Genomic DNA, 24,781 nt, shown 5'->3' with positions numbered 1-24,781 from the left:
TAAGGTGAACGTGAAAAATCGCAGGGAACGCCGGGTCAGTGAGAACACAAAAATTAGCTCCTGATTTAAACATCGGCGACAGGGTGCTCCGACCCTGCCGTGTGCTGTGCGCCTCGGGAAAGGCGCTTGGCTTGATACATGGCCCCATCGGCGGCGTTAAGCAAAGCACCCGGTGTGGCCCCATGATCGGGGTACACAGCGATGCCGATACTGAGTGAAGTCAACACTTGGGTATTGCCTGGCAACGGGATCGGTACTTCCATGCTGGCGATGATTTTGTCGGCGATCCACTCGGCGTCCTCGATCTTATGCAGCGGCGTCAGCAGAACGGCAAATTCGTCCCCCCCCAAACGCGCCACAAGATCATCTTCACGCAACTGCGCACGAACCCGATTGGCCACGGCCATCAACACCGCATCGCCAGCGGCATGGCCGAAGTTATCGTTGATCTCCTTGAACCGGTCGCTGTCGAGAAACAGCACCGCCACTTGCTCGTCGAGCTTGTTGGCGTTGCGCAGCGCTCGAATCAGCCGGCCTTCGAAAAACCCCCGATTTGGCAACCCGGTGAGGCTGTCATGGCTGGCTTGGTGTGCGAGGGTTTCGTTTTCGCTTTGCAGGTGGGTCTGCCAGGATTCAAGTTCATCGAGCAAGGCATTGAAGTCATTACCCAGGTTGTCGAGTTCGGCGATGGCGGCGGGTGGCACACGCTGATCGAAGGCTCGCTCACTGCGTGCGGCGTGAGCCACGAACGCCAGGCTGCGCAACGGGCCGGTGATTGCGCGAAGTTGTCGGCGAGCCAGATAGAGCGCCACCCAGGCACTGACGGCGGTACACAAGACGATGCCGACCAGACCGCTGAGTAGAAAACGCAACAGGCTGCCCCCGTGACCAGTGAGCTGGATGCTGCCGACTTCCTGACCTTGATGGACGATTGGCATGCTGATCGGCTTTTCCAGAAAGGCCTTGGCAATTTGCATTTCGAGATCCGAGAACAAGCCGGTTTCGGGCCGCTCCCAGCGAGCCAGCAACGTGCCTTGTTCGTCCAGCACTTGGGCATCGGCCACTTCTTCGGTAGCAGCAATCAACGCCAACGCTTCGGTAGCGGCAGACTTGTCGTTGAACACCACCGCCGCCTCGACGGTGTAATTGATCGAGCGCGCAATCAGGTGCAGGTTGTGGTCGGCATAAACCCGCAACGCAAGAACGCCGAGCAGAGTGAGCGAAACACTGGCCATGGCCACGGCGACGAGCGCGACGATCAAATGTCCGCGCCCGATGACCGAGCGCAAGGTTGGGCGACTACCCGATTTGAATAGACTCATGGCGCCGCCGGCTTGCGGCGGGACAGTTGCAGCACACTGGGGTGAATACGCACACCGCTGCGAGCGACGGAATCGAGGTTGACCTCAAAGGACACTTGCTCATCGCCGACCCGCAGGCAGAACAGACTGCCGACGGTGCATGGGTCGTCGCCTTCACTGATGCTCAGCACCGGACGCCCTGCCAGTGAGGCGAATAGCTGGCTGCGTTCATCACTGGTCAGTTTGCCGATGTACACCGCATCGCACTCACCGGCAACCGATGGGTTGTCGGCCAAAAGACGTCGCACCGTGACGGGTCGACCGGTGGCTTGGGTTGTGCCTTTGACCAGATCGTCGGTGTATTCGGTGGGGCCCACAATGCACAAGCGCAGTTGTGCTGGCTCAACAGGCCAACGGGCATAACTGAGTATTCCGAGTACAACCTGCGTGACGGATTTTGCGCGCTGGTCGGCCATGCTCACAGGCGTTTCCGACTGAGCGAAAACGACGCTGGTGAACAAACAGAGAAGGCCGGCGAGCAGCACTTGTTTGCCACCAATAACGCGCTGTGTCGTCCAGACAGCGACCTTCATGCAGGGATTCTCTTCGATCGTTGCGAAATGATGCCGCAACGATAGCACAGCGTTCAAACGCCAGCGAGGCCGCGTCCTACGGCACTTCGGACAGCTTCCGTCGTCTGGCGCCGTCCCTTTCAATCACTTGATTCAACACCCTCATCCAATTCCAGCATCAACCCGCTCAAGCGTTTGACCTTGCGTCGCACTGCCTCTTCGAATACGCCGGAACGAGGCTCGATCAGGGTGAACCAGTTTTTGGCCCGGGTAATTCCGGTATAGATCAATTCCTTGGTGAGTACAGGGTTCAGGGCATCCGGCAAAATCAACGCCGTATGAGCAAATTCCGAGCCTTGGGATTTGTGCACCGTCATGGCGTACACGGTTTCAACATCATTGAGCCGGCTCGGCAGAACAAAACGTACGCCGCCCTGACCATCATTTCTCGGGAACGCCACACGCAGCACCTGCTTCCCAACCTCCGGCCCCTCACGTTCCGGTAGCTTGAGCGCAATGCCGATGTCGCCGTTCATCAAACCCAGACCATAGTCGTTGCGGGTCATCAGCACCGGCCGACCTTCGTACCACTGCTGGTCGCTGTCGATCAGCCGAGCCTTGAGCAGCGCGGTGGTCACACGTTGATTCAAACCTTCCACGCCCCACGGCCCTTTGCGTACGGCGCACAACAATTGGAAGGCGTCGAAGGCTTGCAGTACCTGGCGAGCCCAATCAGTCCAGCAGGGATCATCAAGCGTGATGCCGAGCGGTGGTCGCAGGCTGCGCAAGAGCCTTAGGTAATGCCGATAGCCCTGCGGTCCATCGCCATGCCCCTCAAGCAGCAAGCGTTCCAGCGCCCGGTCCTGCTCCCCCTTGAGGGACAGGGAAAACACGTCGTCATGGCTTCGCGCTGCCAACAACTGACGAGCTTTCTCGGGTTGCTGCTGGTTGACCCAACGAGCCAGTTGACCGATGCCGCTGCCCTCGCCGAAACGGCGTGAATGACGCAGCATCACAACTTGCTGGGCCAGGGGATGAGTCCCTTGGGTGTCTTCCTGCAAACCGCTGGCATCCAGGCTTTCACCACTGACCGCTTGCAGCCACAGGCGAGTCTGTGGGCTGTACCAACCGGCCTCGGCGTCGCGGCACAGGTCGCCCAGAACGGCGCCGGCCTCCACCGATGCCAGTTGATCCTTGTCACCGAGCAGCACCAGTCGGGCATGGACCGGCAACGCATCGAGCAAGTTGGCCATCATTTCCAGATCGATCATCGAGGCTTCGTCCACCACCAACACATCCAGCGGCAAGCGATTACCGGCGTGGTGGCGGAAGTGTCGAGTACCGGGACGACTGCCAAGCAGGCGGTGCACGGTGGTGACGTCCGACGGGATCTTCATTCGTACGGCTTCATCGACTTCCAGGGTTCTGACCTGCTGACTGATGGACTCCGTCAGTCGGGCTGCAGCCTTGCCGGTGGGTGCCGCGAGACGAATGCGCAACGGCTTGCCCGCCTCCACTGCCGGCGCCTGGAGCAACGCCAGCAGACGCACGACCGTCGTCGTCTTGCCGGTCCCCGGGCCACCGGTAACGATGCTGAATGCGCTGCGGGTTGCGAGGGCACAGGCGAGTTTCTGCCAGTCAATCACTTCGCCGGGCTGGGCTTGGCCGAACAAACGGGTGAGGCGCTGGGACAAATCATCCGGCGTGGTTTCGTGTTCCACCAGGCGTTGGCGCAGCGAGTTGTCGATACGCCGTTCGTAAGCCCAGTAGCGACGCAAGTACAGGCGTTTTCCCGATAACACCAATGGCCGATGCTGCGCCGCCTCGCGGCCGTCGACTGCCAAAGCGACCAGACTGCTGGAGGCCAGGACCTTGCACCAATGGGCACCGTCCAGCGCCTCAAGCAATTGCGACGGCAACAACATCGCGCCACTTTGCAGATCGCCTTCCGGTGGCAGCGACAGGGCGAAGTCCGGTTCCTTGAGCGTCTCGAACAGATCCAGGCACACATGACCGTGACCCAACTGATGGCTGGCCAACGCGGCGGCCAGCAGTACCAGCGGATCATCGCCGGGAGCGAGCTCATGAAGAAAGGCGACGAAGGCTTTGTCCAGCGCTCGCAGCCAGCCGCGCTCAACCCAGCGCGTCAGCAACAGCAGCAAGTCATCGGCGCGACTCAACGGCGCCAGATCCGACAGGCTTTCGGCTGTCAACGAAGTGGGCAGCAAATCAGCGAAGGTGCGACTCATAACAAAACTCCCTGTTCCCAGGCGGGTTCAGCCTTGGGTTCTGGCTTACCCTGGAACAGCCGGTCCAAACGCTCGATCAACTCCCTTGGAGGTCGGGCGAAATACACGCCTTGGCTGGACGCGCGCGTACCCCGCAGGAACAGGTACAGCGCACCACCGACATGCCGGTCGTAATCGTAATCGGCAAGTCGCGCCTTGAGCTGGCGATGCAGGGCCAACAGGTACAGCACGTATTGCAGGTCGTAACGGTTGTCGAGAATCGACTGTTCCATGGCCTGCTCGGTATAGGCCGCGTCATCGACACCCAGCCAGTTGGATTTGTAGTCGGCGACGTAATAGCGGCCGTCGTGCTCGAACGTCAGGTCGATGAAGCCTTTGAACATGCCGTTGAGCAACACCGGCTCGGCAGCCACCCGGGCCACGCCGTTGTGGGTGTATTGGCGCACCAGTTCATCGAGCTTGAGCACATCGACCTTATGACTGGCGAACCAGAATTCCATCTCGACCCGGTATTGGGTGAGCCGCTCGAATACCACGGGGGCCTGCCCGCCGCCGATATGCAGCGGGGACGTAAGCAGGTGCAGCAGCCAGTCGCTCAGGGCGGTTATCCAGCCCTCCCAGCCACGGCGATTGCAACGACGGGCAATGGCGTCCTCCACAGTTTGCGGGGTGGTGGCAAAACCTTCGTCACCGGCCCATTCAAGCAAACCATGGAGAAAGGTGCCGGGGTTCGGGCCACGAGGGAATCGATGGATATCAGCGCCGCCGGCCACCACTTCTCGTGGCGCTTGCGGATCGAGGCGTTCGTCGTCGAAGAGCTTTTGCGCTTGCGGGCTCTCCGGCGCGTCATCAGTGCCCACGCTCATACTGTCGCCAATTCGCAGGGCACTGTAGGAAGCAATCCACCAGTTTTCGCTGGCCTTGCGTTTGGGGATCAGCGGAGCAAGCAACGTCGCATCGTTGTGTGGCGGATGGTAGTGCTCGGCAGTCGCTTCAGGCATTTCACCGTAGTTCAGCGCAGAACAGTCCTGCAGCAGGTCTTCCAGCCAACGCTTCAAGCCTGCCGACTCGGCCAATGGCGCACCGCCTCCCAGCAGATAACCCAATGCTGAAAGATGCAACACCGAGCTGTTGTTATTGCCGCGCTTGAGATCAGTCACTCCGAGCCAGCAGGCGTGTTGCGCCCGGGTCAGGGCCACGTAAAGCAAGCGCAGATCCTCGGCAAGACGCTCTTCATCCGCCTGAACAATCAACTCGGCCGTCGGCTTCAAGGTCACTTGGGCCTTGCCGCTTTCGTCGTGGTAATGCAGCGGCAGACGGCTGCCATCCACCGGCTTCGCCGAGCAAATGAACGGCAGGAACACCAAGGGATACTCAAGCCCCTTGGACTTGTGAATGGTCACGACTTTGACCAGCTGTTCGTCGCTCTCCAGCCGCAGGATCTGCTCTTCACCGGCCTGACCGGACAACGCCAGGTGCTCGGACAAATGACGGATCAGCGCTTGCTCACCATCGAGTTCCGCGGCCGCCTGTTGCAGCAATTCGGACAGGTGCAGCAAATTGGTCAGCACCCGCTCGCCGTCACTGCGCATGATCAATGTCTGAGGCAGCTGGAAGTCATGCAGCAATCGCCGCAGCATTGGCAACACGCCCTGCTTGCGCCAAAGCTCGCGATAATGACGGAACTGCATGACCCGAGCTTCCCAGGCCAGTTCGTCCTGATTGAGCCGTTCCAGTTCAGCCAGCGACAGGTTCAGCGTGATGCAGGCCAACGCGGCTCGCAGCGGGCGCTCGACATCCGGCTCGGCGCAGGCTTTGAGCCAGGTCAGTAGATCGTGGGCTTCCTGGGCGGCGAACACCGAGTCCTTGTCCGACAGATAGACGCTGCGAACGCCACGGGCGGAGAGTTCGCCACGCACAGCCTGGGCTTCTTTACCGTCGCGTACCAGGATCGCGATATCCGCTGGCAGCAGCCCTCTGAAGTCCTTGCCGTCCTGTATGAAACCCGCCCTACCTTCTTGACCGCCATTGAGCAACGCGGTGATTTCACTGGCGCAGGCGGCAGCGAGTTGTTGTCGGTACACCGCGCCGGACAGCGGCTGATCGGCGGATAGGTGCCAGATGTTCAGGGCGGGTACGACCTCGCCAGCAATGTGCAGAACTTCTTTGCGCCCTTGGGATTCGACGGGCAGGAACGGTACCGGATTCTCGCCATTCTTCTCCCGAAACAGGAAGGCGCCCCGCCCGGATTCGCGAGACTCGGCACGCTCGAATACATGGTTCACGGCACTGACCATGCCATGGCTGGAACGGAAATTGGTGCCCAGGGTATGCAGGCGGCCAGCGGTGGCCTGGCGGGCGCGCAAGTAGGTATAGATGTCGGCACCGCGGAACGCGTAGATCGCTTGCTTGGGATCGCCGATCAGGAACAGACCGCATTCGGGATTGTTATCTTCGATGCGATAGATGCTCTCGAAGATCCGGTACTGCACCGGGTCGGTGTCCTGGAATTCATCGATCAACGCCACCGGAAACTGCTCACGAATCAGGGTCGCCAGCCGCTCACCGCCATCGGACTGCAACGCTGCATCGAGGCGCAACAGCATGTCATCGAAGCCCATCTCCGCACGGCGACGCTTTTCTTCCTCGAACCGTGTACCGACCCACTGGGCGGCGTGTTGCAGCACGGCGGCATCAGGTGTCGGCAATCCATCGAGACTGGCCTTGAGGCCGGGCATGGCGTCCAGCCCGGGATGACTGGGTGGTTCGCCCTTCCAGGCTTCAGCCATACCATCGGGCGTCAGGCGCGTGAATCCGGTGCCGATATCCAGTTGCTCAAGCGATTCGTCTTCAGCCCAGGCCCTGATCTTTTCGAACCAAGGTTCGAAATAGCGCGCCTGCATCTTGCGACCGTCGACGCTCTTGCTCGCAACACCCTGGTGACAGATGGCAAGCAATTCGTCCGCCCACTGGCGCCAGGGCATCTTGAGTTCGAGCAACGCTGCTCGTCGCTCTTGCAGACACCGCGTGATCAGCTCGGCAGGCTCTTTACCTTCAACACTGTCTCGCTCACTGGCGAACAAACCACGCACTCGCGGCAGTAAAGCCGCTGGACCGCCCCAATTCCCACGCACCCAGTTCAGCGCATCGCCTTGCATCGGGTAGCAAAACAGGCGCCAGTAATCGCGTAGGACTTCGCCCAGCAAATCGCTGTGATCGGTTTCCAGAGTCTGTGTAAACAGGCTACCACTGTCGAACGCGTGCTCGCGCAACATGCGCTGGCACCAACTGTGGATAGTCGAAACTGCCGCCTCGTCCATCCACTGCGCGGCGATGTCCAGGCGGTTCGCGCACCCGGACCACTGCTCGGGAAGGTACTCCTCACGAAGCTCCGCGATAAGGCTATCGGGCGCCGATGTTTCATCACGGAAAAACCGCGCAGCTTCAGCAAGACGCGTGCGGATACGTTCGCGCAATTCTTTGGTCGCAGCATCGGTGAACGTCACTACGAGGATTTGCGGCGGCAACAGTTCACGTCCGAAGCCGCTCGACTCTGCGCCGTGGCCAAGGACCAGGCGCAGATAAAGCGCGGAAATGGTGAAGGTCTTGCCAGTCCCGGCGCTCGCTTCGATCAGTTGGCTGCCGCGTAGGGGGAATGCCAAGGCCAGAGGTTTCGTGGTCATCAGCGCGCCTCCTCGCTGTTCAATGAACGCCAAGGCGCTTCAAACAGAGGCCTATACAATGCGTTGCACCAATCCGGGAACGTTTCGTCTGCGATAAGCGTGTCGAAGTCGGCGAACTGCCGTGCGAGTGCCGGGCTTTCGCGACGCTCGCCGTCGGTGGTCAGTCCATCGCCCTCATAAGCCTTGCGGGCTGCGGCCTGGGCTTTGACCGGATCAGTTTGACCAAGCCATGCAAAGCCTGTCTTTACCGCAATCGGCAGTGGTTGGCGCATGCCCGTTTGCCAAGCCATTAACAGGTCACCCAGAATCCGCAACGCCGCATCCTCCGCCATCGGACCGAGTAGCAGACTGTCGTCACTGGCCACCAACGCGGTGGTCATCGCCATACCACTGGCGCAGGCAACCAGATGATTGACCCATGGCCGCGTCAGCCGATGCCATTTGCGCGACTTGATTGAGCCGATGCTGTTGGGGATTGTAGTGACTGATAGCAAACCACCGTCCGCACGTTGATGCAGACCGCTAAGCCAACCTTCCAGACAAAGACCCTGCAACTCCAGATTCACCGGCAGAGCGTGGGTGAGCGGCGTTGGCCATAACGCCAAAAGCTGTTGGTAACGCTGCAACAGATCTGGCAACGGTTCGATCAACTCTCGCTGAAGGCATTCGCCGAATCCGGCCATGGGCAGAAGCCCACTGTTTTGCAGACGTTTAGCCTGTGCTTCCAGTATCTGGTCGGTGCTATCCAGATGTCCCAGCGCCGCTTCGAGCAAGCTGTCACTGAGGCTGTAACGTTGCAATGCGTCGAGTACAAATGGCTCTTCGTCAGCCAAGGGCACTTCAGCCGCTTCGAAGTACACCTTCAGTCGTTGACTGAAGAAATGTCGCACAGGATTACGCAGGAAGTCCTGCAGTTGACCGAGACTCAGCGGCTCCTCCTGAATGTAGGGATCAAGGACCTCGATATCAGTCGACGGCTCACTGGTTTGATGCAGCACCTGCCATTCATTCGCGTAGCTGAACAGGGCATCGCCTTCATGAAAGTAGCGGGCACTGAAAGGTTGCAGTGGATGTTCCTGAGTGATGGCTTCAAGCAGATCTTCGTCGACATCATGCAGTCGCCAACCGCTGGCCAGATGATCTCGCAATTGACCAATCAGTACCGACGCAGGGCGTTCACTGTTATCGCGAATGCTGCGACCGACCCAGCTGATATAGAGTTGGTCACGTGCCGACAACAGAGCCTCCAACAGTAGATAGCGGTCATCTTCACGTCGGGAGCGATCGCCAGGGCGGTAATCACTGCCCATGAGGTCGAAGTCCAGTGGCGGCTGTGCACGCGGGTAGTCCCCGTCATTCATGCCCAGCAGGCAGACCAGTTTGAATGGGATCGCTCGCATGGGCATCAAGGTGCAGAAGTTAACCGCACCGGCCAGAAAACGCTGGGACAGACGGCCTTGGTCGAGGCCGGCGAGCCATGCTTCACGGACCACGGTCAACGGCAGTTCATCATGCAAGCCAACTGACTCGCACGTCTCAAGCCAGGTTTCACGCAACTCTTCGAGTTGGGCCAACACGTAGTCGTCATGCTCGTTACTGGCCTGGAAGAACAACTGAACCAGTGCGTGCAATCGAAAGCCCCATTGTTTGGGAGCTGCCGGTTGAGAGAGTTCCTGGTGGGCAATCTCCAATGCATCCAGCAGCGCGACCAAAGGCCCAATGAGCGCGGCATCCAGACCACCGATCTCGTCGTAGGGTTCGATACCCTCGCAGGCACTGGCACAGCCCACGGCATAACCGAGCAGCATTCGTCGCAGGCCGAAACGCCAACTGTTTTGTTCCAGCTCCTGCGGCAGACCGAGACTCGCGCGCTGCTCAGCATTCATGCCCCAGCGGATGCCTGCTCCTTCGATCCAACGGTGCAGGGTCGGTAGATCACGCTCCTCTACACCGAAGCGAGCGCGTAGTGCAGGAACGTCCAGCAGATCGAGGATCTCGCTCACGGGGAAACGGCTGTCGGGCAGTTTGAGCAGATGCTCGATAGCAATCAGTAGCGGATCACGGCCACGCTGGCCTTGATCGGCGAGCGTGAAGGGAATGAAACGCGGATCGTGGCGTTCAAGCTGCGCAAATACCGCGCGAATATGCGGTGCGTAGCTGTCGATGTCCGGGACCATCACGATCACATCGCGAGGCCTTAAGTCTGGATCAGCACTGAAGCGTGCAAGCAACTGGTCGTGGAGAATCTCCACTTCGCGCTGGGCACTATGGGCGATGTGAAAACGGATCGATTCGTCGTTCGCCGGATCGACATCCGGCCAGCGCTCGCGAGTCTCGTTCAAGGGACGCAACTCAAGAATGTCGTCCTGCAATTGATTGAGCATGTTCTGCGGCTGGCTATCGCTGAACAGGTCGATACGGCCATCGCGGAATGCCGAGCGATAGCTGTTGGGATCGTCGTAGCTGTCGAGCAGATTGATATAGTCCCGCCCCTGCTTGCCCCACGCCGCCAGTAGTGGATGGGCATGCTGGTGAAGGGTTTGCGCGTCGAGCACAACCGGCATTCCGCTCTTGCGAGCCTGACGTTTGTACTGATGCCGCAACAGGTCTTTATCGGCGACGATGTCCGCCCAATGGTGACGACACGGGTTGTGCACACAGAGCAGAACCTGGCTGAACCGGGCCAGCCCCGCCAGTGCTTCCAGAGCTTGAGCGGGCAGTGAAGAAATCCCGAAAACGATTACCCGTGAAGGCAATCCACTGGGAGCTACGTCGAGGCTGTTGATGCGCTCGATAAACCGTTGATGGACGCCGGCTCGGCTTTGCGCCATGCCTTGTTCACCCACATCCAGCAACAGCGCACGCCACAACTCTGCCTGCCAGCAGTTAGCCGGGGTCAAAGGTTTGGTTTCGCCTCTGCCATTTCGTAATTGATGGCGACCTTCTGCCCAGTCTTCGAGCCAATCGGCTCGATACACCTGGTATTGGTCAAACAAATCCGCCAACCGCTCGGCCAACTGATAGCGTTTGCGTAAATCGGTGTCATGGGTCAGGAAGCGCTGCAGCGGTTCGAAGTGCGGTTGATTGATCAACTGAGGAAGCAGGCGCATCAGACGCCAGGTCAAAGGGGCTTTATCAAGCAGGGATTTGACCGGGATTTCGTCACGTCCAAGTACCATGCGATAGAGCTGCCACATGAAGCTACCCGGTAACTGCACGTCGATGGCTGCTGCAATTCCGCAGCCGCCCAAGTCATCGTCTTCAGGGTCTTCTGCCAGTGCCAGCTTCAGCCATTGGGCGATACCGTTGCTCTGTACCAGGGCAATTTCATTTTCCAAGGGAGCCAGCGGGTAACGCCGCATCCAGCCGACCACCAGGCTGCGCAACTCGTCCAGGCGATTGCCGTGAACCACCATAAAACCAGCACTGAGGGACGTCGCGTCCGGCATAAAGGCTTCCTTGGGAAAATACAAAAGCTAGGGCCGAACCTTAGCATTGTCGGGAGACTGTGACAGCCGGGAGCCGTCCGGTATTGCTGTACGAACTTTCCTGCGGACAAAACAAAACCCCTACCTGCATACGCAGATAGGGGTTTCGGAATTTAATCTTGACGATGACCTACTCTCACATGGGGAAACCCCACACTACCATCGGCGATGCATCGTTTCACTGCTGAGTTCGGGATGGGATCAGGTGGTTCCAATGCTCTATGGTCGTCAAGAAATTCGGTAGCCAGGTCGTGGGCCTTTGCAGGTTCACGCTCCAGCGAATGGGTAGGTGATAGATTTGTGTGTTGCGTTGCGAATTTTCGACTCGTGTCGTCTTCACACACCGCAATCTGGTGCCTCTTCAGGTCAGCAAATTGCTTGGGTGTTATATGGTCAAGCCTCACGGGCAATTAGTATTGGTTAGCTCAACGCCTCACAGCGCTTACACACCCAACCTATCAACGTCGTAGTCTTCGACGGCCCTTCAGGGGACTCAAGGTCCCAGTGAGATCTCATCTTGAGGCTAGTTTCCCGCTTAGATGCTTTCAGCGGTTATCTATTCCGAACATAGCTACCCGGCAATGCCACTGGCGTGACAACCGGAACACCAGAGGTTCGTCCACTCCGGTCCTCTCGTACTAGGAGCAGCCCCTCTCAAATCTCAAACGTCCACGGCAGATAGGGACCGAACTGTCTCACGACGTTCTAAACCCAGCTCGCGTACCACTTTAAATGGCGAACAGCCATACCCTTGGGACCGGCTTCAGCCCCAGGATGTGATGAGCCGACATCGAGGTGCCAAACACCGCCGTCGATATGAACTCTTGGGCGGTATCAGCCTGTTATCCCCGGAGTACCTTTTATCCGTTGAGCGATGGCCCTTCCATACAGAACCACCGGATCACTAAGACCTACTTTCGTACCTGCTCGACGTGTCTGTCTCGCAGTCAAGCGCGCTTTTGCCTTTATACTCTACGACCGATTTCCGACCGGTCTGAGCGCACCTTCGTACTCCTCCGTTACTCTTTAGGAGGAGACCGCCCCAGTCAAACTACCCACCATACACTGTCCTCGATCCGGATAACGGACCTGAGTTAGAACCTCAAAGTTGCCAGGGTGGTATTTCAAGGTTGGCTCCACGCGAACTGGCGTCCACGCTTCAAAGCCTCCCACCTATCCTACACAAGCAAATTCAAAGTCCAGTGCAAAGCTATAGTAAAGGTTCACGGGGTCTTTCCGTCTAGCCGCGGATACACTGCATCTTCACAGCGATTTCAATTTCACTGAGTCTCGGGTGGAGACAGCGCCGCCATCGTTACGCCATTCGTGCAGGTCGGAACTTACCCGACAAGGAATTTCGCTACCTTAGGACCGTTATAGTTACGGCCGCCGTTTACCGGGGCTTCGATCAAGAGCTTCGCGTTAGCTAACCCCATCAATTAACCTTCCGGCACCGGGCAGGCGTCACACCCTATACGTCCACTTTCGTGTTTGCAGAGTGCTGTGTTTTTAATAAACAGTCGCAGCGGCCTGGTATCTTCGACCGGCATGGGCTTACGCAGTAAATGCTTCACCCTCACCGGCGCACCTTCTCCCGAAGTTACGGTGCCATTTTGCCTAGTTCCTTCACCCGAGTTCTCTCAAGCGCCTTGGTATTCTCTACCCAACCACCTGTGTCGGTTTGGGGTACGGTTCCTGGTTACCTGAAGCTTAGAAGCTTTTCTTGGAAGCATGGCATCAACCACTTCGTCACCCAGAGGGTAACTCGTCATCAGCTCTCGGCCTTAGAATCCCGGATTTACCTAAGATTCCAGCCTACCACCTTAAACTTGGACAACCAACGCCAAGCTGGCCTAGCCTTCTCCGTCCCTCCATCGCAATAACCAGAAGTACAGGAATATTAACCTGTTTTCCATCGACTACGCTTTTCAGCCTCGCCTTAGGGACCGACTAACCCTGCGTCGATTAACGTTGCGCAGGAAACCTTGGTCTTTCGGCGTGGGTGTTTTTCACACCCATTGTCGTTACTCATGTCAGCATTCGCACTTCTGATACCTCCAGCAAGCTTCTCAACTCACCTTCACAGGCTTACAGAACGCTCCTCTACCGCATCACCTAAGTGATACCCGTAGCTTCGGTGTATGGTTTGAGCCCCGTTACATCTTCCGCGCAGGCCGACTCGACTAGTGAGCTATTACGCTTTCTTTAAAGGGTGGCTGCTTCTAAGCCAACCTCCTAGCTGTCTAAGCCTTCCCACATCGTTTCCCACTTAACCATAACTTTGGGACCTTAGCTGACGGTCTGGGTTGTTTCCCTTTTCACGACGGACGTTAGCACCCGCCGTGTGTCTCCCATGCTCGGCACTTGTAGGTATTCGGAGTTTGCATCGGTTTGGTAAGTCGGGATGACCCCCTAGCCGAAACAGTGCTCTACCCCCTACAGTGATACATGAGGCGCTACCTAAATAGCTTTCGAGGAGAACCAGCTATCTCCGAGCTTGATTAGCCTTTCACTCCGATCCACAGGTCATCCGCTAACTTTTCAACGGTAGTCGGTTCGGTCCTCCAGTTAGTGTTACCCAACCTTCAACCTGCCCATGGATAGATCGCCCGGTTTCGGGTCTATTCCCAGCGACTAGACGCCCTATTAAGACTCGCTTTCGCTACGCCTCCCCTATTCGGTTAAGCTCGCCACTGAAAATAAGTCGCTGACCCATTATACAAAAGGTACGCAGTCACCCAACAAAGTGGGCTCCCACTGCTTGTACGCATACGGTTTCAGGATCTATTTCACTCCCCTCTCCGGGGTTCTTTTCGCCTTTCCCTCACGGTACTAGTTCACTATCGGTCAGTCAGTAGTATTTAGCCTTGGAGGATGGTCCCCCCATATTCAGACAAAGTTTCTCGTGCTCCGTCCTACTCGATTTCATGACTAAGAGATTTTCGCGTACAGGGCTATCACCCACTATGGCCGCACTTTCCAGAGCGTTCCGCTAATCTCAAAGCCACTTAAGGGCTAGTCCCCGTTCGCTCGCCACTACTAAGGGAATCTCGGTTGATTTCTTTTCCTCAGGGTACTTAGATGTTTCAGTTCCCCTGGTTCGCCTCTTAAGCCTATGTATTCAGCTTAAGATAACCATCTTATGATGGCTGGGTTCCCCCATTCAGACATCTCCGGATCAAAGTCTGTTTGCCGACTCCCCGAAGCTTTTCGCAGGCTACCACGTCTTTCATCGCCTCTGACTGCCAAGGCATCCACCGTATGCGCTTCTTCACTTGACCATATAACCCCAAGCAATCTGGTTATACTGTGAAGACGACATTCGCCGAAAATTCGCAATTTAACTCACAAATTTTACCTTAGCCTGATCCCACACCAGTGAAAGTGTGGTCCAGTCTATCTTTCTATCACATACCCAAATTTTTAAAGAACGATCTAGCCAAAGACTAGAAATCAACATTCACCATCTCAACGATGGAATGCTCATTTCTAAGCTTTCAACAAACAGAAGCAGTAGTGGTGGAGCCAAACGGGATCGAACCGTTGACCTCCTGCGTGCAAGGCAGGCGCTCTCCCAGCTGAGCTATGGCCCCGTATTACTACAGGTTCCCACACAAAATTGGTGGGTCTGGGCAGATTCGAACTGCCGACCTCACCCTTATCAGGGGTGCGCTCTAACCAACTGAGCTACAGACCCAATTTCGGGCTGCTTCTTATCGTCTTCTTCAATGAATCAAGCAATTCGTGTGGGAACTTATGGAGCAGCTGATGTCGTCGATTAAGGAGGTGATCCAGCCGCAGGTTCCCCTACGGCTACCTTGTTACGACTTCACCCCAGTCATGAATCACACCGTGGTAACCGTCCTCCCGAAGGTTAGACTAGCTACTTCTGGTGCAACCCACTCCCATGGTGTGACGGGCGGTGTGTACAAGGCCCGGGAACGTATTCACCGCGACATTCTGATTCGCGATTACTAGCGATTCCGACTTCACGCAGTCGAGTTGCAGACTGCGATCCGGACTACGATCGGTTTTCTGGGATTAGCTCCACCTCGCGGCTTGGCAACCCTCTGTACCGACCATTGTAGCACGTGTGTAGCCCAGGCCGTAAGGGCCATGATGACTTGACGTCATCCCCACCTTCCTCCGGTTTGTCACCGGCAGTCTCCTTAGAGTGCCCACCATAACGTGCTGGTAACTAAGGACAAGGGTTGCGCTCGTTACGGGACTTAACCCAACATCTCACGACACGAGCTGACGACAGCCATGCAGCACCTGTCTCAATGTTCCCGAAGGCACCCATCCATCTCTGGAAAGTTCATTGGATGTCAAGGCCTGGTAAGGTTCTTCGCGTTGCTTCGAATTAAACCACATGCTCCACCGCTTGTGCGGGCCCCCGTCAATTCATTTGAGTTTTAACCTTGCGGCCGTACTCCCCAGGCGGTCAACTTAATGCGTTAGCTGCGCCACTAAGAGCTCAAGGCTCCCAACGGCTAGTTGACATCGTTTACGGCGTGGACTACCAGGGTATCTAATCCTGTTTGCTCCCCACGCTTTCGCACCTCAGTGTCAGTATCAGTCCAGGTGGTCGCCTTCGCCACTGGTGTTCCTTCCTATATCTACGCATTTCACCGCTACACAGGAAATTCCACCACCCTCTACCATACTCTAGCTCGACAGTTTTGAATGCAGTTCCCAGGTTGAGCCCGGGGATTTCACATCCAACTTAACGAACCACCTACGCGCGCTTTACGCCCAGTAATTCCGATTAACGCTTGCACCCTCTGTATTACCGCGGCTGCTGGCACAGAGTTAGCCGGTGCTTATTCTGTCGGTAACGTCAAGACACCAACGTATTAGGTTAATGCCCTTCCTCCCAACTTAAAGTGCTTTACAATCCGAAGACCTTCTTCACACACGCGGCATGGCTGGATCAGGCTTTCGCCCATTGTCCAATATTCCCCACTGCTGCCTCCCGTAGGAGTCTGGACCGTGTCTCAGTTCCAGTGTGACTGATCATCCTCTCAGACCAGTTACGGATCGTCGCCTTGGTGAGCCATTACCTCACCAACTAGCTAATCCGACCTAGGCTCATCTGATAGCGCAAGGCCCGAAGGTCCCCTGCTTTCTCCCGTAGGACGTATGCGGTATTAGCGTCCGTTTCCGAGCGTTATCCCCCACTACCAGGCAGATTCCTAGGCATTACTCACCCGTCCGCCGCTCGCCACCAGGTACAAGTACCCGTGCTGCCGCTCGACTTGCATGTGTTAGGCCTGCCGCCAGCGTTCAATCTGAGCCATGATCAAACTCTTCAGTTCAAACATCTTTGGGTTTTTAAGAAACCCTAAACTTGGCTCAGCAATCGTTGGTTACATCTTTGATTTCTCGCGGAGTAACTTGTGATGCTGATAATCTTGTTGACTATCAGTCTGACTCCACAAGCACCCACACGAATTGCTTGATTCAGTTGTTAAAGAGCGGTTGGTTAAGATCTTTCGTCTCAACCGAGGCGCGCATTCTACAGCAGCCTCTGTTGCTGTCAAGCGGTTATTTTTCGAAGTTTTCAAAGTTTCCTTTGCAACTTCAACCACTTGCGCTTTCGATCTCTCGTTAGCGGGAGGCGAATTCTACAGCGTTACTCGCTGCTGTCAACACCTCTTTTTCACCGCTTTCGACCGAGAAGATCGAACCGTTAAAAGAGCCAAACAACCCCGCTCTTTCAACTCCTTCCAGGCTTCGATGAACTGAAGCAACTGGCTGCCGAAAACTGCATAACTCTTTGTTTACCAAGGAGTTTTCCGTTTCGACTGCGCCGGAAGTGGGGCGAATTATAGACTTCCAGAATCTGCCGTCAACACCTATTTTCACAATTCTGTCATATAGGTAAAAAAAGCCCTGAAACGCAAAGGCCGGCCCCAAGGGGCCGGCCTTCTTCCCTTCTACTTACAAGCTAGGGAATGCGAACTGCGAAGCTTCATGGCTCGCCCGTTGTGGCCAGCGCTGGGTAATGGCCTTGCGACGTGTGTAGAAACGCACGCCATCCGGACCATACGCATGCAGGTCGCCGAACAGCGAGCGCTTCCAGCCACCAAAGCTGTGATAAGCCACCGGTACCGGCAATGGCACGTTGACGCCAACCATACCGACTTCGATCTCGTCGCAGAACAACCGCGCCGCTTCCCCATCACGGGTAAAGATGCAGGTGCCGTTGCCATACTCGTGATCGTTGATCAGCTGCATCGCCTCTTCCAGGCTATTCACCCGCACAATGCACAGCACCGGCCCGAAGATCTCTTCTTTATAGATGCGCATCTCTGGCGTGACGTTATCGAACAGGCAGCCACCCAGGAAGAACCCTTCCTCATGCCCGGCCACGCTCAAACCACGACCATCCACCACCAAGGTCGCACCAGAAGAAACACCGTCTTCTATATAGCCACTGACTTTGTCACGAGCCTGACCCGAAACCAGCGGCCCCATGTCCAGACCGCACGAAGTTCCGGCACCAATTTTCAGCGCCTTGATTTGCGGTACCAACTTGGCCACCAACGCATCCGCCACCTGGTCACCGACACACACAGCCACCGAGATCGCCATGCAACGCTCGCCGCAAGAACCGTACGCCGCGCCCATCAGTGCGCTGACCGCGTTATCCAGATCCGCATCCGGCATCAGCACCGCATGGTTCTTCGCCCCGCCCAGTGCCTGAACGCGTTTACCGCGCTTGGTGCCTTCGGCGTAGATGTATTCGGCAATCGGCGTCGAACCAACGAAGCTCAACGCTTTGACTTCCGGCGCTTCGATCAGCGCGTCCACCGCAGCCTTGTCGCCGTGCACCACACTCAGCACACCTTTAGGCAGACCGGCTTCCAGCAACAATTGAGCGATCAATAGCGTGGAGCTTGGATCACGCTCGGACGGTTTGAGGATAAAGCAGTTGCCGCAGACGATCGCCAGCGGATACATCCACAGCGGCACCATGGCCGGGAAGTTGAACGGAGTAATACCGGCCACCACGCCCAACGGCTGGAAGTCCGACCAGGCATCAATGTTCGGGCCGACGTTACGGCTGTATTCGCCCTTGAGGATTTCCGGTGCCGCGCAAGCGAACTCGACGTTCTCGATACCGCGCTTCAATTCACCCGCCGCATCTTCCAGCGTCTTGCCGTGTTCTTCGCTGATCAGCTGCGCGATACGTGCTTCGTTCTGCTCCAGCAGTTGCTTGAAGCGGAACATCACCTGTGCACGCTTGGCTGGCGGAGTGTTACGCCAGGCCGGGAATGCAGCCTTGGCCGAGTCGATGGCTTTTTGAATGGTTTCGCGGCTGGCCAATGGCAGCTTGTGGATCGCCTGGCCAGTGGACGGGTTGAACACGTCAGCTGTGCGACCGTCTTCGGTCACCAGTTCGCCATTGATCAAATGCGGGATAAGGCTCATGCGGGGCTCCTGAAATTTTGTCCACCGACGCCCGTCGAGGGCGCCGGCTAAAATATGAATGGCTTTTCGTAGGAGCCGAGCTTGCTCGCGATGCCTTCCTCAAGGACGCCATCGCAGGCAAGCTGTGCTCCTACAGGGATCAGTCGATCTTGTTCAGCACTTCGCCGACCGCGTCGAATAGACGATCAAGGTCTTGCGGCTTGCTGTTGAAGGTTGGGCCGAACTGCAGGGTGTCGCCGCCGAAACGCACATAGAACCCGGCTTTCCACAACGCCATGCCGGCTTCGAACGGACGCACAATGGCGTCGCCGTCACGCGGTGCGATCTGGATTGCACCGGCCAAACCGTAGTTACGAATGTCGATAATGTTCTTCGAGCCCTTCAGACCGTGCAGCGCATTTTCGAAATGCGGTGCGACTTCAGCCACGCTCTGCACCAGGTTTTCCTTTTGCAGCAGATCGAGTGCTGCCAGGCCAGCGGCGCACGCCACCGGGTGCGCGGAATAGGTGTAGCCGTGCGGGAATTCCACCGCGTACTCAGGCGTCGCCTGATTCATGAAGGTCTGGTAGATCTCTGAGCTGGCAATCACCGCGCCCATCGGAATCGCACCGTTAGTGACTTGCTTGGCGATGCACATCAGGTCCGGGGTCACGCCGAAGCTGTCGGCGCCGAACATCGAACCGGTACGGCCGAAACCGGTGATCACTTCGTCGAACACCAGCAGGATGTTGTGCTGATCGCAGATCTCGCGCAGACGCTTGAGGTAACCCTGTGGCGGAACCAGTACACCAGCGGAACCGGCCATTGGCTCGACGAATACCGCGGCGATGTTCGAAGCGTCATGCAGTTCGATCAGCTTAAGCAGTTCATCCGCCAGGGCGATACCGCCCTCTGTCGGCATGCCACGGGAGTAGGCATTGCTCGCCAGCAAGGTGTGAGGCAGGTGATCGACGTCCATCATCGCCTGACCGAACATTTTGCGGTTGCCGTTCACGCCACCGAGGCTGGTACCGGCAATGTTCACGCCGTGATAACCACGTGCACGGCCGATCATCTTGGTCTTGGTGGCCTGGCCTTTCAGACGCCAGTAAGCACGAACCATCTTCACCGCCGTGTCAGCGCACTCGGAGCCCGAGTCAGTGAAGAACACATGATTCAGATTGCCCGGGGTCAGGTCGGTGATTTTCTCAGCCAGCTGGAACGACAGCGGATGGCCGTACTGGAAACCTGGCGAGTAATCGAGGGTGCCCAATTGCTTGGCGACCGCGTCCTGAATTTCCTTGCGGGTATGCCCGGCGCCGCAGGTCCACAAACCAGAGAGCGAGTCGTAAACCTTGCGGCCCTTGTCATCTATCAGCCAACTGCCTTCAGCCGCCACGATCAGTCGCGGATCGCGCTGGAAATTACGGTTGGCGGTGTAGGGCATCCAGTGAGCATCGAGCTTGAGCTGGCTGGCCAGGGACGTCGGGTTGTTTTCAGGCACGTTCATGGGAAAAACCTCGCAGGGCAATAAGCGGCATAGAGATCAAAAGCGTTCTTGCAGCTAAATTGCCACGGGGATAAAGTCGGTGAAATCCAACTCTTCTAACGTTCAGTCAGGTCACCACTAAACTATGAGCAGCCGTCGCCCCGATCCGCTGGCGCAAGTCAGTGACTTTGATATACGCCTGCTTCGGATTTTTCGCAGTGTGGTGGAGTGCGGCGGCTTCTCGGCAGCGGAATCGGTCCTGGGAATCGGTCGCTCGGCCATCAGCCAGCAAATGAGCGATCTGGAACAGCGCCTCGGTTTGCGCTTGTGCCAACGCGGTCGCGCCGGGTTTTCCCTGACCGAAGAAGGTCGCGAGGTTTACCAATCGGCCTTGCAGCTATTAAGTGCGCTGGAAAGCTTCCGCACCGAGGTCAACGGTCTGCACCAACACTTGCGCGGCGAATTGACCATCGGCCTGACCGACAACCTGGTCACCCTCCCCCACATGCGCATCACCCACGCCTTGGCGCAATTGAAGGAGCGCGGGCCGGACGTGCAGATTCAGATCCGCATGATCGCGCCCAATGAAGTCGAACAAGGCGTGCTCGACGGTCGATTGCATGTCGGCGTGGTACCGCAAGCCAGCGCGCTATCAGGGCTGGAATATCAGCCGCTCTACAGCGAACGCTCGCTGCTCTACTGCGCGGTCGGTCATCCGTTGTTTTATGTCGACGACAAACAACTGGATGACGAGCGCCTCAATAGCCAGGACGCCATCGCGCCGACCTTCCGTTTGCCTGCAGAAATCCAGGCCCATTACCAGGCGCTCAATTGCACCGCCAGTGCCTCGGACCGTGAAGGCATGGCGTTCCTGATCCTCACCGGGCGCTACATCGGCTACCTGCCGGACCACTACGCCAGCCTCTGGGTGCAGCAAGGCCGATTGCGTGCGCTGAAACCAAAAGCGCGGTTCTATGACCTGAGCCTCGCATCCGTCACCCGTAAGGGCCGTCGCCCGCATCTGGTGCTGGAAAGCTTCCTCGAAAGCTTGGCCGCTACGCGTTGAAACTTGTGGGAGCGAGCCTGCTCGCGAAGAGGGAGTGTCAGTCGATACTTCTACAGCTGACACGCCGCCTTCGCGAGCAGGCTCGCTCCCACAGTTTTATCGTTCCAGGACTTGTCTGATGCCTGTGGGTGCGCTATCAACGCATTGGTTGCACCCACCCACCTGTTCGGAAGTGCCTATGACCTTTGAAGTCCCCGCTCACGGCGGCAAACCTGCCAGCCGCATTCGTCAGAAGAACGAAGAGACCATCATCAAAGCCGCCGAAGACGAGTTCGCCCGTCACGGGTTCAAAGGCACCAGTATGAACACCATCGCCCTGAATGCCGGGTTGCCCAAGGCGAACCTGCATTACTACTTCACCAACAAACTCGGTTTGTACGTGGCGGTGTTGAGCAACATCATCGAGTTGTGGGACAGCACCTTCAACACCCTGACAGCCGAGGATGATCCAGCCGAAGCGCTGACGCGTTATATCCGCGCCAAGATGGAATTCTCCCGTCGTCAGCCGCAAGCCTCGCGAATCTTCGCGATGGAAGTCATCAGCGGCGGCGAATGCCTGACCGAATATTTCAATCAAGACTATCGCGCCTGGTTCCAGGGCCGTGCCGCCGTGTTCCAGGCGTGGATCGACGCCGGAAAAATGGACCCGGTCGACCCGGTGAACCTGATCTTCCTTTTGTGGGGCAGCACTCAGCATTACGCGGACTTTGCCACGCAGATTTGCCGTGTCAGCGGGCGCACCAAGCTCACCAAGCAGGACATGGAAGACGCCGGCGACAACCTGATCCGCATCATTCTCAAGGGCTGCGGCCTGACGCCAACGATCTAAGACACTTATGCCTTTTACCCTCAGCGGCTTTTGCGAATACCGCGAAGAGATTCGCAAAAGCCGCTTCATCACCTTCGCCGCGCCGATCAGCAGCCCTGCTGAAGCCCAGGCGTTCATCGAACAACACAGCGATTTGAATGCCTCGCACAATTGCTGGGCCTGGAAGCTTGGCGACCAATACCGCAGCACTGACGATGGCGAGCCCGGCGGCACCGCTGGCCGGCCGATTCTGGCGGCAATCGACGCGCAGGATTGCGATCAGGTCGCGGTGCTGGTGATTCGTTGGTATGGCGGCATTCAACTCGGCACCGGTGGCCTCGCCCGGGCGTATGGCGGCGGCGCCAATAAGTGCCTGCAAGCGGCGGCAAAGGTTGAGTTGATCAGTCGGGTGCCAGTGAGTTGTGCCTGTGCTTTTGCAGAGTTGCCGCTGGTGAAGCTTCGGGTGGCGGAACTGGGTGGATTGGTGGTGGAAGAAACCTTCGCGGCCAATGGCGTAGAACTGAAATTGGCGATCGGCGAAAGCCAGATCGATACCCTGCAAACGCAGCTGGCGGATTTGAGTCGCGGGCGCATTTTGTTGCAGCACTAATCGCACCAACAACGTTCACAGCCCTTTCGTCGAACTGGTGCATTTGCCCACATCTACTGTGCACCCGGCTGTGGATAACCTGAGCACATCCGGCTGTAGCCCTTCTGTCATGCGGCTTTGCGGGCTTTGCTCACTTTTCGCCCAATCTGCCATCAAAAAAGCTAAATCCACGTAAAAACAATCAGTTAGCGTGGTTTATCACCTTTAGAAGAAAGCCACGCAGTGCTTATGCCCGAGCTTCGGGCTTGCGCACAAATACTGTGGAGCAATCTGTGGATAACCCGTTCATGGCTGTCGCCGCCCCATGTCCGGTATGGCTTGCGGTCGGTTGCTTGTTTTTTGACCAAACACCCTGAGCAAAACCAGAGCCTGATGAACGGCTTTGCCCTCAAGTGGTGCCGGGTTCGGGATCGACATAGGGCAAGGCACCGCCTTCAAAGCCTTAACCTGTAACGCTTTTGAGTTTTCTTGACTCAATGGCCAGGAAATTGCTTTGTCCACAGGCATCCCTTCAATCGACCCGAGCCTGTCATGCCCAACCCCGTGCCGATCCCCGATCAAACACCTCGTCTGCAACTGCGCAGAATCAGCAAGCGCTACCCCGGTTGCCTGGCCAACGACGCCATCGATCTGAGCATTGCACCCGGCGAAATCCACGCCCTGCTCGGCGAAAACGGCGCGGGCAAAAGTACGCTGATGAAGATCATCTACGGCGTCACCCACGCAGACTCGGGAGAGATGATCTGGCAAGGGCAACCCGTGACAATGCGCAACCCGGCTCAGGCTCGTAGCCTGGGAATCGGCATGGTGTTCCAGCATTTCTCGCTGTTCGAGACGCTGAGCGTAGCGCAGAACATTGCCCTGGCCATGGGCGCGGCGGCTGGCACACCGAAACAGCTTGAGCCGAAAATTCGTGAAGTCTCCCGGCGCTACGGCATGGCGCTGGAACCGGAGCGACTTGTCCACAGCCTGTCGATCGGCGAACGCCAGCGGGTGGAAATCATTCGCTGCCTGATGCAGGACATCCGTCTGCTGATTCTCGATGAGCCGACCTCGGTGCTGACTCCGCAAGAGGCCGACGAATTGTTCGTCACCCTGCGTCGACTGGCCGCCGAGGGCTGCAGCATTCTGTTTATCAGCCACAAACTCGGTGAAGTTCGCGCGTTGTGCCATAGCGCAACGGTGTTGCGCGGCGGTCGGGTGGCCGGGCATTGCGTGCCGGCCGAGTGTTCAGATCGGCAACTGGCGCAGTTGATGGTGGGTGAAGCAGCCGAGTTGATTACCGATTATCCAAAGGTGATCGGAAGTGATGTCTTCTTGAGTGTGAGCGGATTGTCCTGGCGCAACCCGGATCCCTTCGGCTGTTCGCTGAAGGACATCGCGCTTGAAGTACGCAGCGGCGAAATCGTTGGCATCGCCGGGGTCGCGGGCAATGGTCAGGATGAGTTGCTGGCCCTGCTCAGTGGCGAAGAACTGCTAAGCCGCAACGACGGCGCAACGATCAGTTTCGGCGGGCAACCGGTGGCGCACTTGCGGCCGGATGCACGGCGCAAACTGGGCCTGGCCTTCGTCCCCGCTGAACGTCTGGGCCATGGCGCGGTGCCGGACCTGAGCCTGGCGGAAAACGCCCTGCTCACTGCCTTTCAACAAGGGCTGGTCAGCAACGGCCTGATCCAGCGCGGCAAGGTCGAAGCGCTGGCCGAAGCAATCATCCGCCGCTTCGGGGTCAAGACGCCCGACACCCAGACACCGGCCCGCAGCCTGTCCGGCGGCAACTTGCAGAAATTCATCCTCGGCCGCGAAACCCTGCAGCAACCGAAACTGCTGGTGGCCGCGCACCCGACCTGGGGCGTGGACGTCGGCGCCGCCGCGACCATCCACCGGGCGCTGATTGCCTTACGCGACGCCGGCGCGGCGATCCTGGTGATCTCCGAAGACCTCGACGAACTGTTCCAGATCAGCGACCGCCTCGGCGCTTTGTGCAGCGGTCGATTGTCGGCGCTCAAGGCCACGATCGACACGCGCCTGATCGATGTCGGCGGCTGGATGGCCGGCCAGTTCGACGCCCCTCAATCACTCGCACCCGCAACGGTTTAACG

Annotated in this window: 11 protein-coding genes, 2 tRNA genes and 3 rRNA genes; 4 read left to right on the top strand and 12 right to left on the bottom strand. The window is 57.6% G+C overall.

Translation table 11 applies throughout. From position 1 onward, the window contains the following. Positions 1–65 precede the first annotated feature (65 nt). The 12 genes from ACYZTW_RS04420 to aptA form a co-directional block, all read right to left on the bottom strand. Positions 66–1,322, bottom strand: coding sequence for a diguanylate cyclase domain-containing protein (locus ACYZTW_RS04420; RefSeq protein ID WP_462003894.1), 1,257 nt, complete (start codon positions 1,320–1,322; stop codon positions 66–68). Next, positions 1,319–1,894 (bottom strand): YfiR family protein, encoded by a 576-nt coding sequence (locus tag ACYZTW_RS04415; protein WP_462003893.1) that lies wholly within the window; start codon positions 1,892–1,894, stop codon positions 1,319–1,321. The genes ACYZTW_RS04420 and ACYZTW_RS04415 overlap by 4 nt, the downstream gene beginning before the upstream one ends. A gap of 119 nt (positions 1,895–2,013) precedes the next feature. Continuing rightward, positions 2,014–4,122 (bottom strand): exodeoxyribonuclease V subunit alpha, encoded by a 2,109-nt coding sequence (recD, locus tag ACYZTW_RS04410; RefSeq protein WP_462003892.1) that lies wholly within the window; start codon positions 4,120–4,122, stop codon positions 2,014–2,016. Next, the gene (gene recB / locus ACYZTW_RS04405) at positions 4,119–7,805 is read right to left on the bottom strand and encodes an exodeoxyribonuclease V subunit beta (RefSeq protein WP_462003891.1); all 3,687 of its coding nucleotides are present in this window, start codon (positions 7,803–7,805) and stop codon (positions 4,119–4,121) included. The genes recD and recB overlap by 4 nt, the downstream gene beginning before the upstream one ends. Then, positions 7,805–11,254 carry an exodeoxyribonuclease V subunit gamma gene (gene recC, locus ACYZTW_RS04400; RefSeq protein WP_462003890.1) on the bottom strand — a complete coding sequence of 1,150 codons (3,450 nt, stop codon included), beginning with the start codon at positions 11,252–11,254 and terminating at the stop codon, positions 7,805–7,807. Before recC ends, recB begins: the two co-directional genes overlap by 1 nt. A 156-nt stretch (positions 11,255–11,410) precedes the next feature. Then, positions 11,411–11,526, bottom strand: a 5S ribosomal RNA gene (gene rrf, locus ACYZTW_RS04395). Between the two features lie 156 nt (positions 11,527–11,682). Further along, positions 11,683–14,574 (bottom strand): 23S ribosomal RNA (locus tag ACYZTW_RS04390). A 236-nt stretch (positions 14,575–14,810) separates the two neighbouring features. Further along, positions 14,811–14,886 (bottom strand) — tRNA-Ala (locus ACYZTW_RS04385). Positions 14,887–14,913: 27 nt separating this feature from the next. After that, a tRNA-Ile gene (locus ACYZTW_RS04380) sits at positions 14,914–14,990 on the bottom strand. Between the two features lie 82 nt (positions 14,991–15,072). Then, positions 15,073–16,611: ribosomal RNA gene (locus ACYZTW_RS04375) — 16S ribosomal RNA — on the bottom strand. Together the 16S, 23S and 5S rRNA genes with 2 tRNA genes alongside form the textbook arrangement of a ribosomal RNA operon. Positions 16,612–17,236: 625 nt before the next feature. Then, a complete protein-coding gene (locus ACYZTW_RS04370) occupies positions 17,237–18,730 on the bottom strand; it encodes a CoA-acylating methylmalonate-semialdehyde dehydrogenase (RefSeq protein ID WP_462003889.1) in 1,494 nt (497 codons plus the stop codon). A 139-nt stretch (positions 18,731–18,869) separates the two neighbouring features. After that, positions 18,870–20,219 (bottom strand): omega-aminotransferase AptA, encoded by a 1,350-nt coding sequence (gene aptA, locus ACYZTW_RS04365; RefSeq protein WP_462003888.1) that lies wholly within the window; start codon positions 20,217–20,219, stop codon positions 18,870–18,872. Positions 20,220–20,343: 124 nt separating this feature from the next. On the opposite strand from aptA, the gene ACYZTW_RS04360 reads away from it, so the two are divergent. The 4 genes from ACYZTW_RS04360 (at position 20,344) to ACYZTW_RS04345 (ending at position 24,779) form a co-directional block, all read left to right on the top strand. Continuing rightward, the gene (locus ACYZTW_RS04360) at positions 20,344–21,264 is read left to right on the top strand and encodes a LysR family transcriptional regulator (RefSeq protein WP_008006295.1); all 921 of its coding nucleotides are present in this window, start codon (positions 20,344–20,346) and stop codon (positions 21,262–21,264) included. Between the two features lie 178 nt (positions 21,265–21,442). Further along, positions 21,443–22,093, top strand: coding sequence for a TetR/AcrR family transcriptional regulator (locus ACYZTW_RS04355; protein WP_462003887.1), 651 nt, complete (start codon positions 21,443–21,445; stop codon positions 22,091–22,093). A 7-nt stretch (positions 22,094–22,100) separates the two neighbouring features. Then, positions 22,101–22,682: an IMPACT family protein gene (locus ACYZTW_RS04350; RefSeq protein WP_462003886.1), complete on the top strand. Its 582-nt coding sequence runs from the start codon at positions 22,101–22,103 to the stop codon at positions 22,680–22,682. 531 nt (positions 22,683–23,213) lie between these two features. Next, positions 23,214–24,779 carry an ABC transporter ATP-binding protein gene (locus ACYZTW_RS04345; protein WP_462003885.1) on the top strand — a complete coding sequence of 522 codons (1,566 nt, stop codon included), beginning with the start codon at positions 23,214–23,216 and terminating at the stop codon, positions 24,777–24,779. Positions 24,780–24,781 lie beyond the last annotated feature (2 nt).

The sequence above is a fragment of the Pseudomonas sp. LB3P25 genome (assembly GCF_054897985.1).
The sequence above is the reverse complement of the archived record's forward strand: the minus strand, read 5'-3'. Positions and strand labels throughout refer to the sequence as shown.

Coding starts and splice junctions, on each gene's coding strand:
- ACYZTW_RS04420 (WP_462003894.1), bottom strand. CDS start 1,322: ATGAGTCTATTCAAATCGGGTAGTCGCCCAACCTTGCGCTCGGTCATC.
- ACYZTW_RS04415 (WP_462003893.1), bottom strand. CDS start 1,894: ATGAAGGTCGCTGTCTGGACGACACAGCGCGTTATTGGTGGCAAACAA.
- recD (WP_462003892.1), bottom strand. CDS start 4,122: ATGAGTCGCACCTTCGCTGATTTGCTGCCCACTTCGTTGACAGCCGAA.
- recB (WP_462003891.1), bottom strand. CDS start 7,805: ATGACCACGAAACCTCTGGCCTTGGCATTCCCCCTACGCGGCAGCCAA.
- recC (WP_462003890.1), bottom strand. CDS start 11,254: ATGCCGGACGCGACGTCCCTCAGTGCTGGTTTTATGGTGGTTCACGGC.
- ACYZTW_RS04370 (WP_462003889.1), bottom strand. CDS start 18,730: ATGAGCCTTATCCCGCATTTGATCAATGGCGAACTGGTGACCGAAGAC.
- aptA (WP_462003888.1), bottom strand. CDS start 20,219: ATGAACGTGCCTGAAAACAACCCGACGTCCCTGGCCAGCCAGCTCAAG.
- ACYZTW_RS04360 (WP_008006295.1), top strand. CDS start 20,344: ATGAGCAGCCGTCGCCCCGATCCGCTGGCGCAAGTCAGTGACTTTGAT.
- ACYZTW_RS04355 (WP_462003887.1), top strand. CDS start 21,443: ATGACCTTTGAAGTCCCCGCTCACGGCGGCAAACCTGCCAGCCGCATT.
- ACYZTW_RS04350 (WP_462003886.1), top strand. CDS start 22,101: ATGCCTTTTACCCTCAGCGGCTTTTGCGAATACCGCGAAGAGATTCGC.
- ACYZTW_RS04345 (WP_462003885.1), top strand. CDS start 23,214: ATGCCCAACCCCGTGCCGATCCCCGATCAAACACCTCGTCTGCAACTG.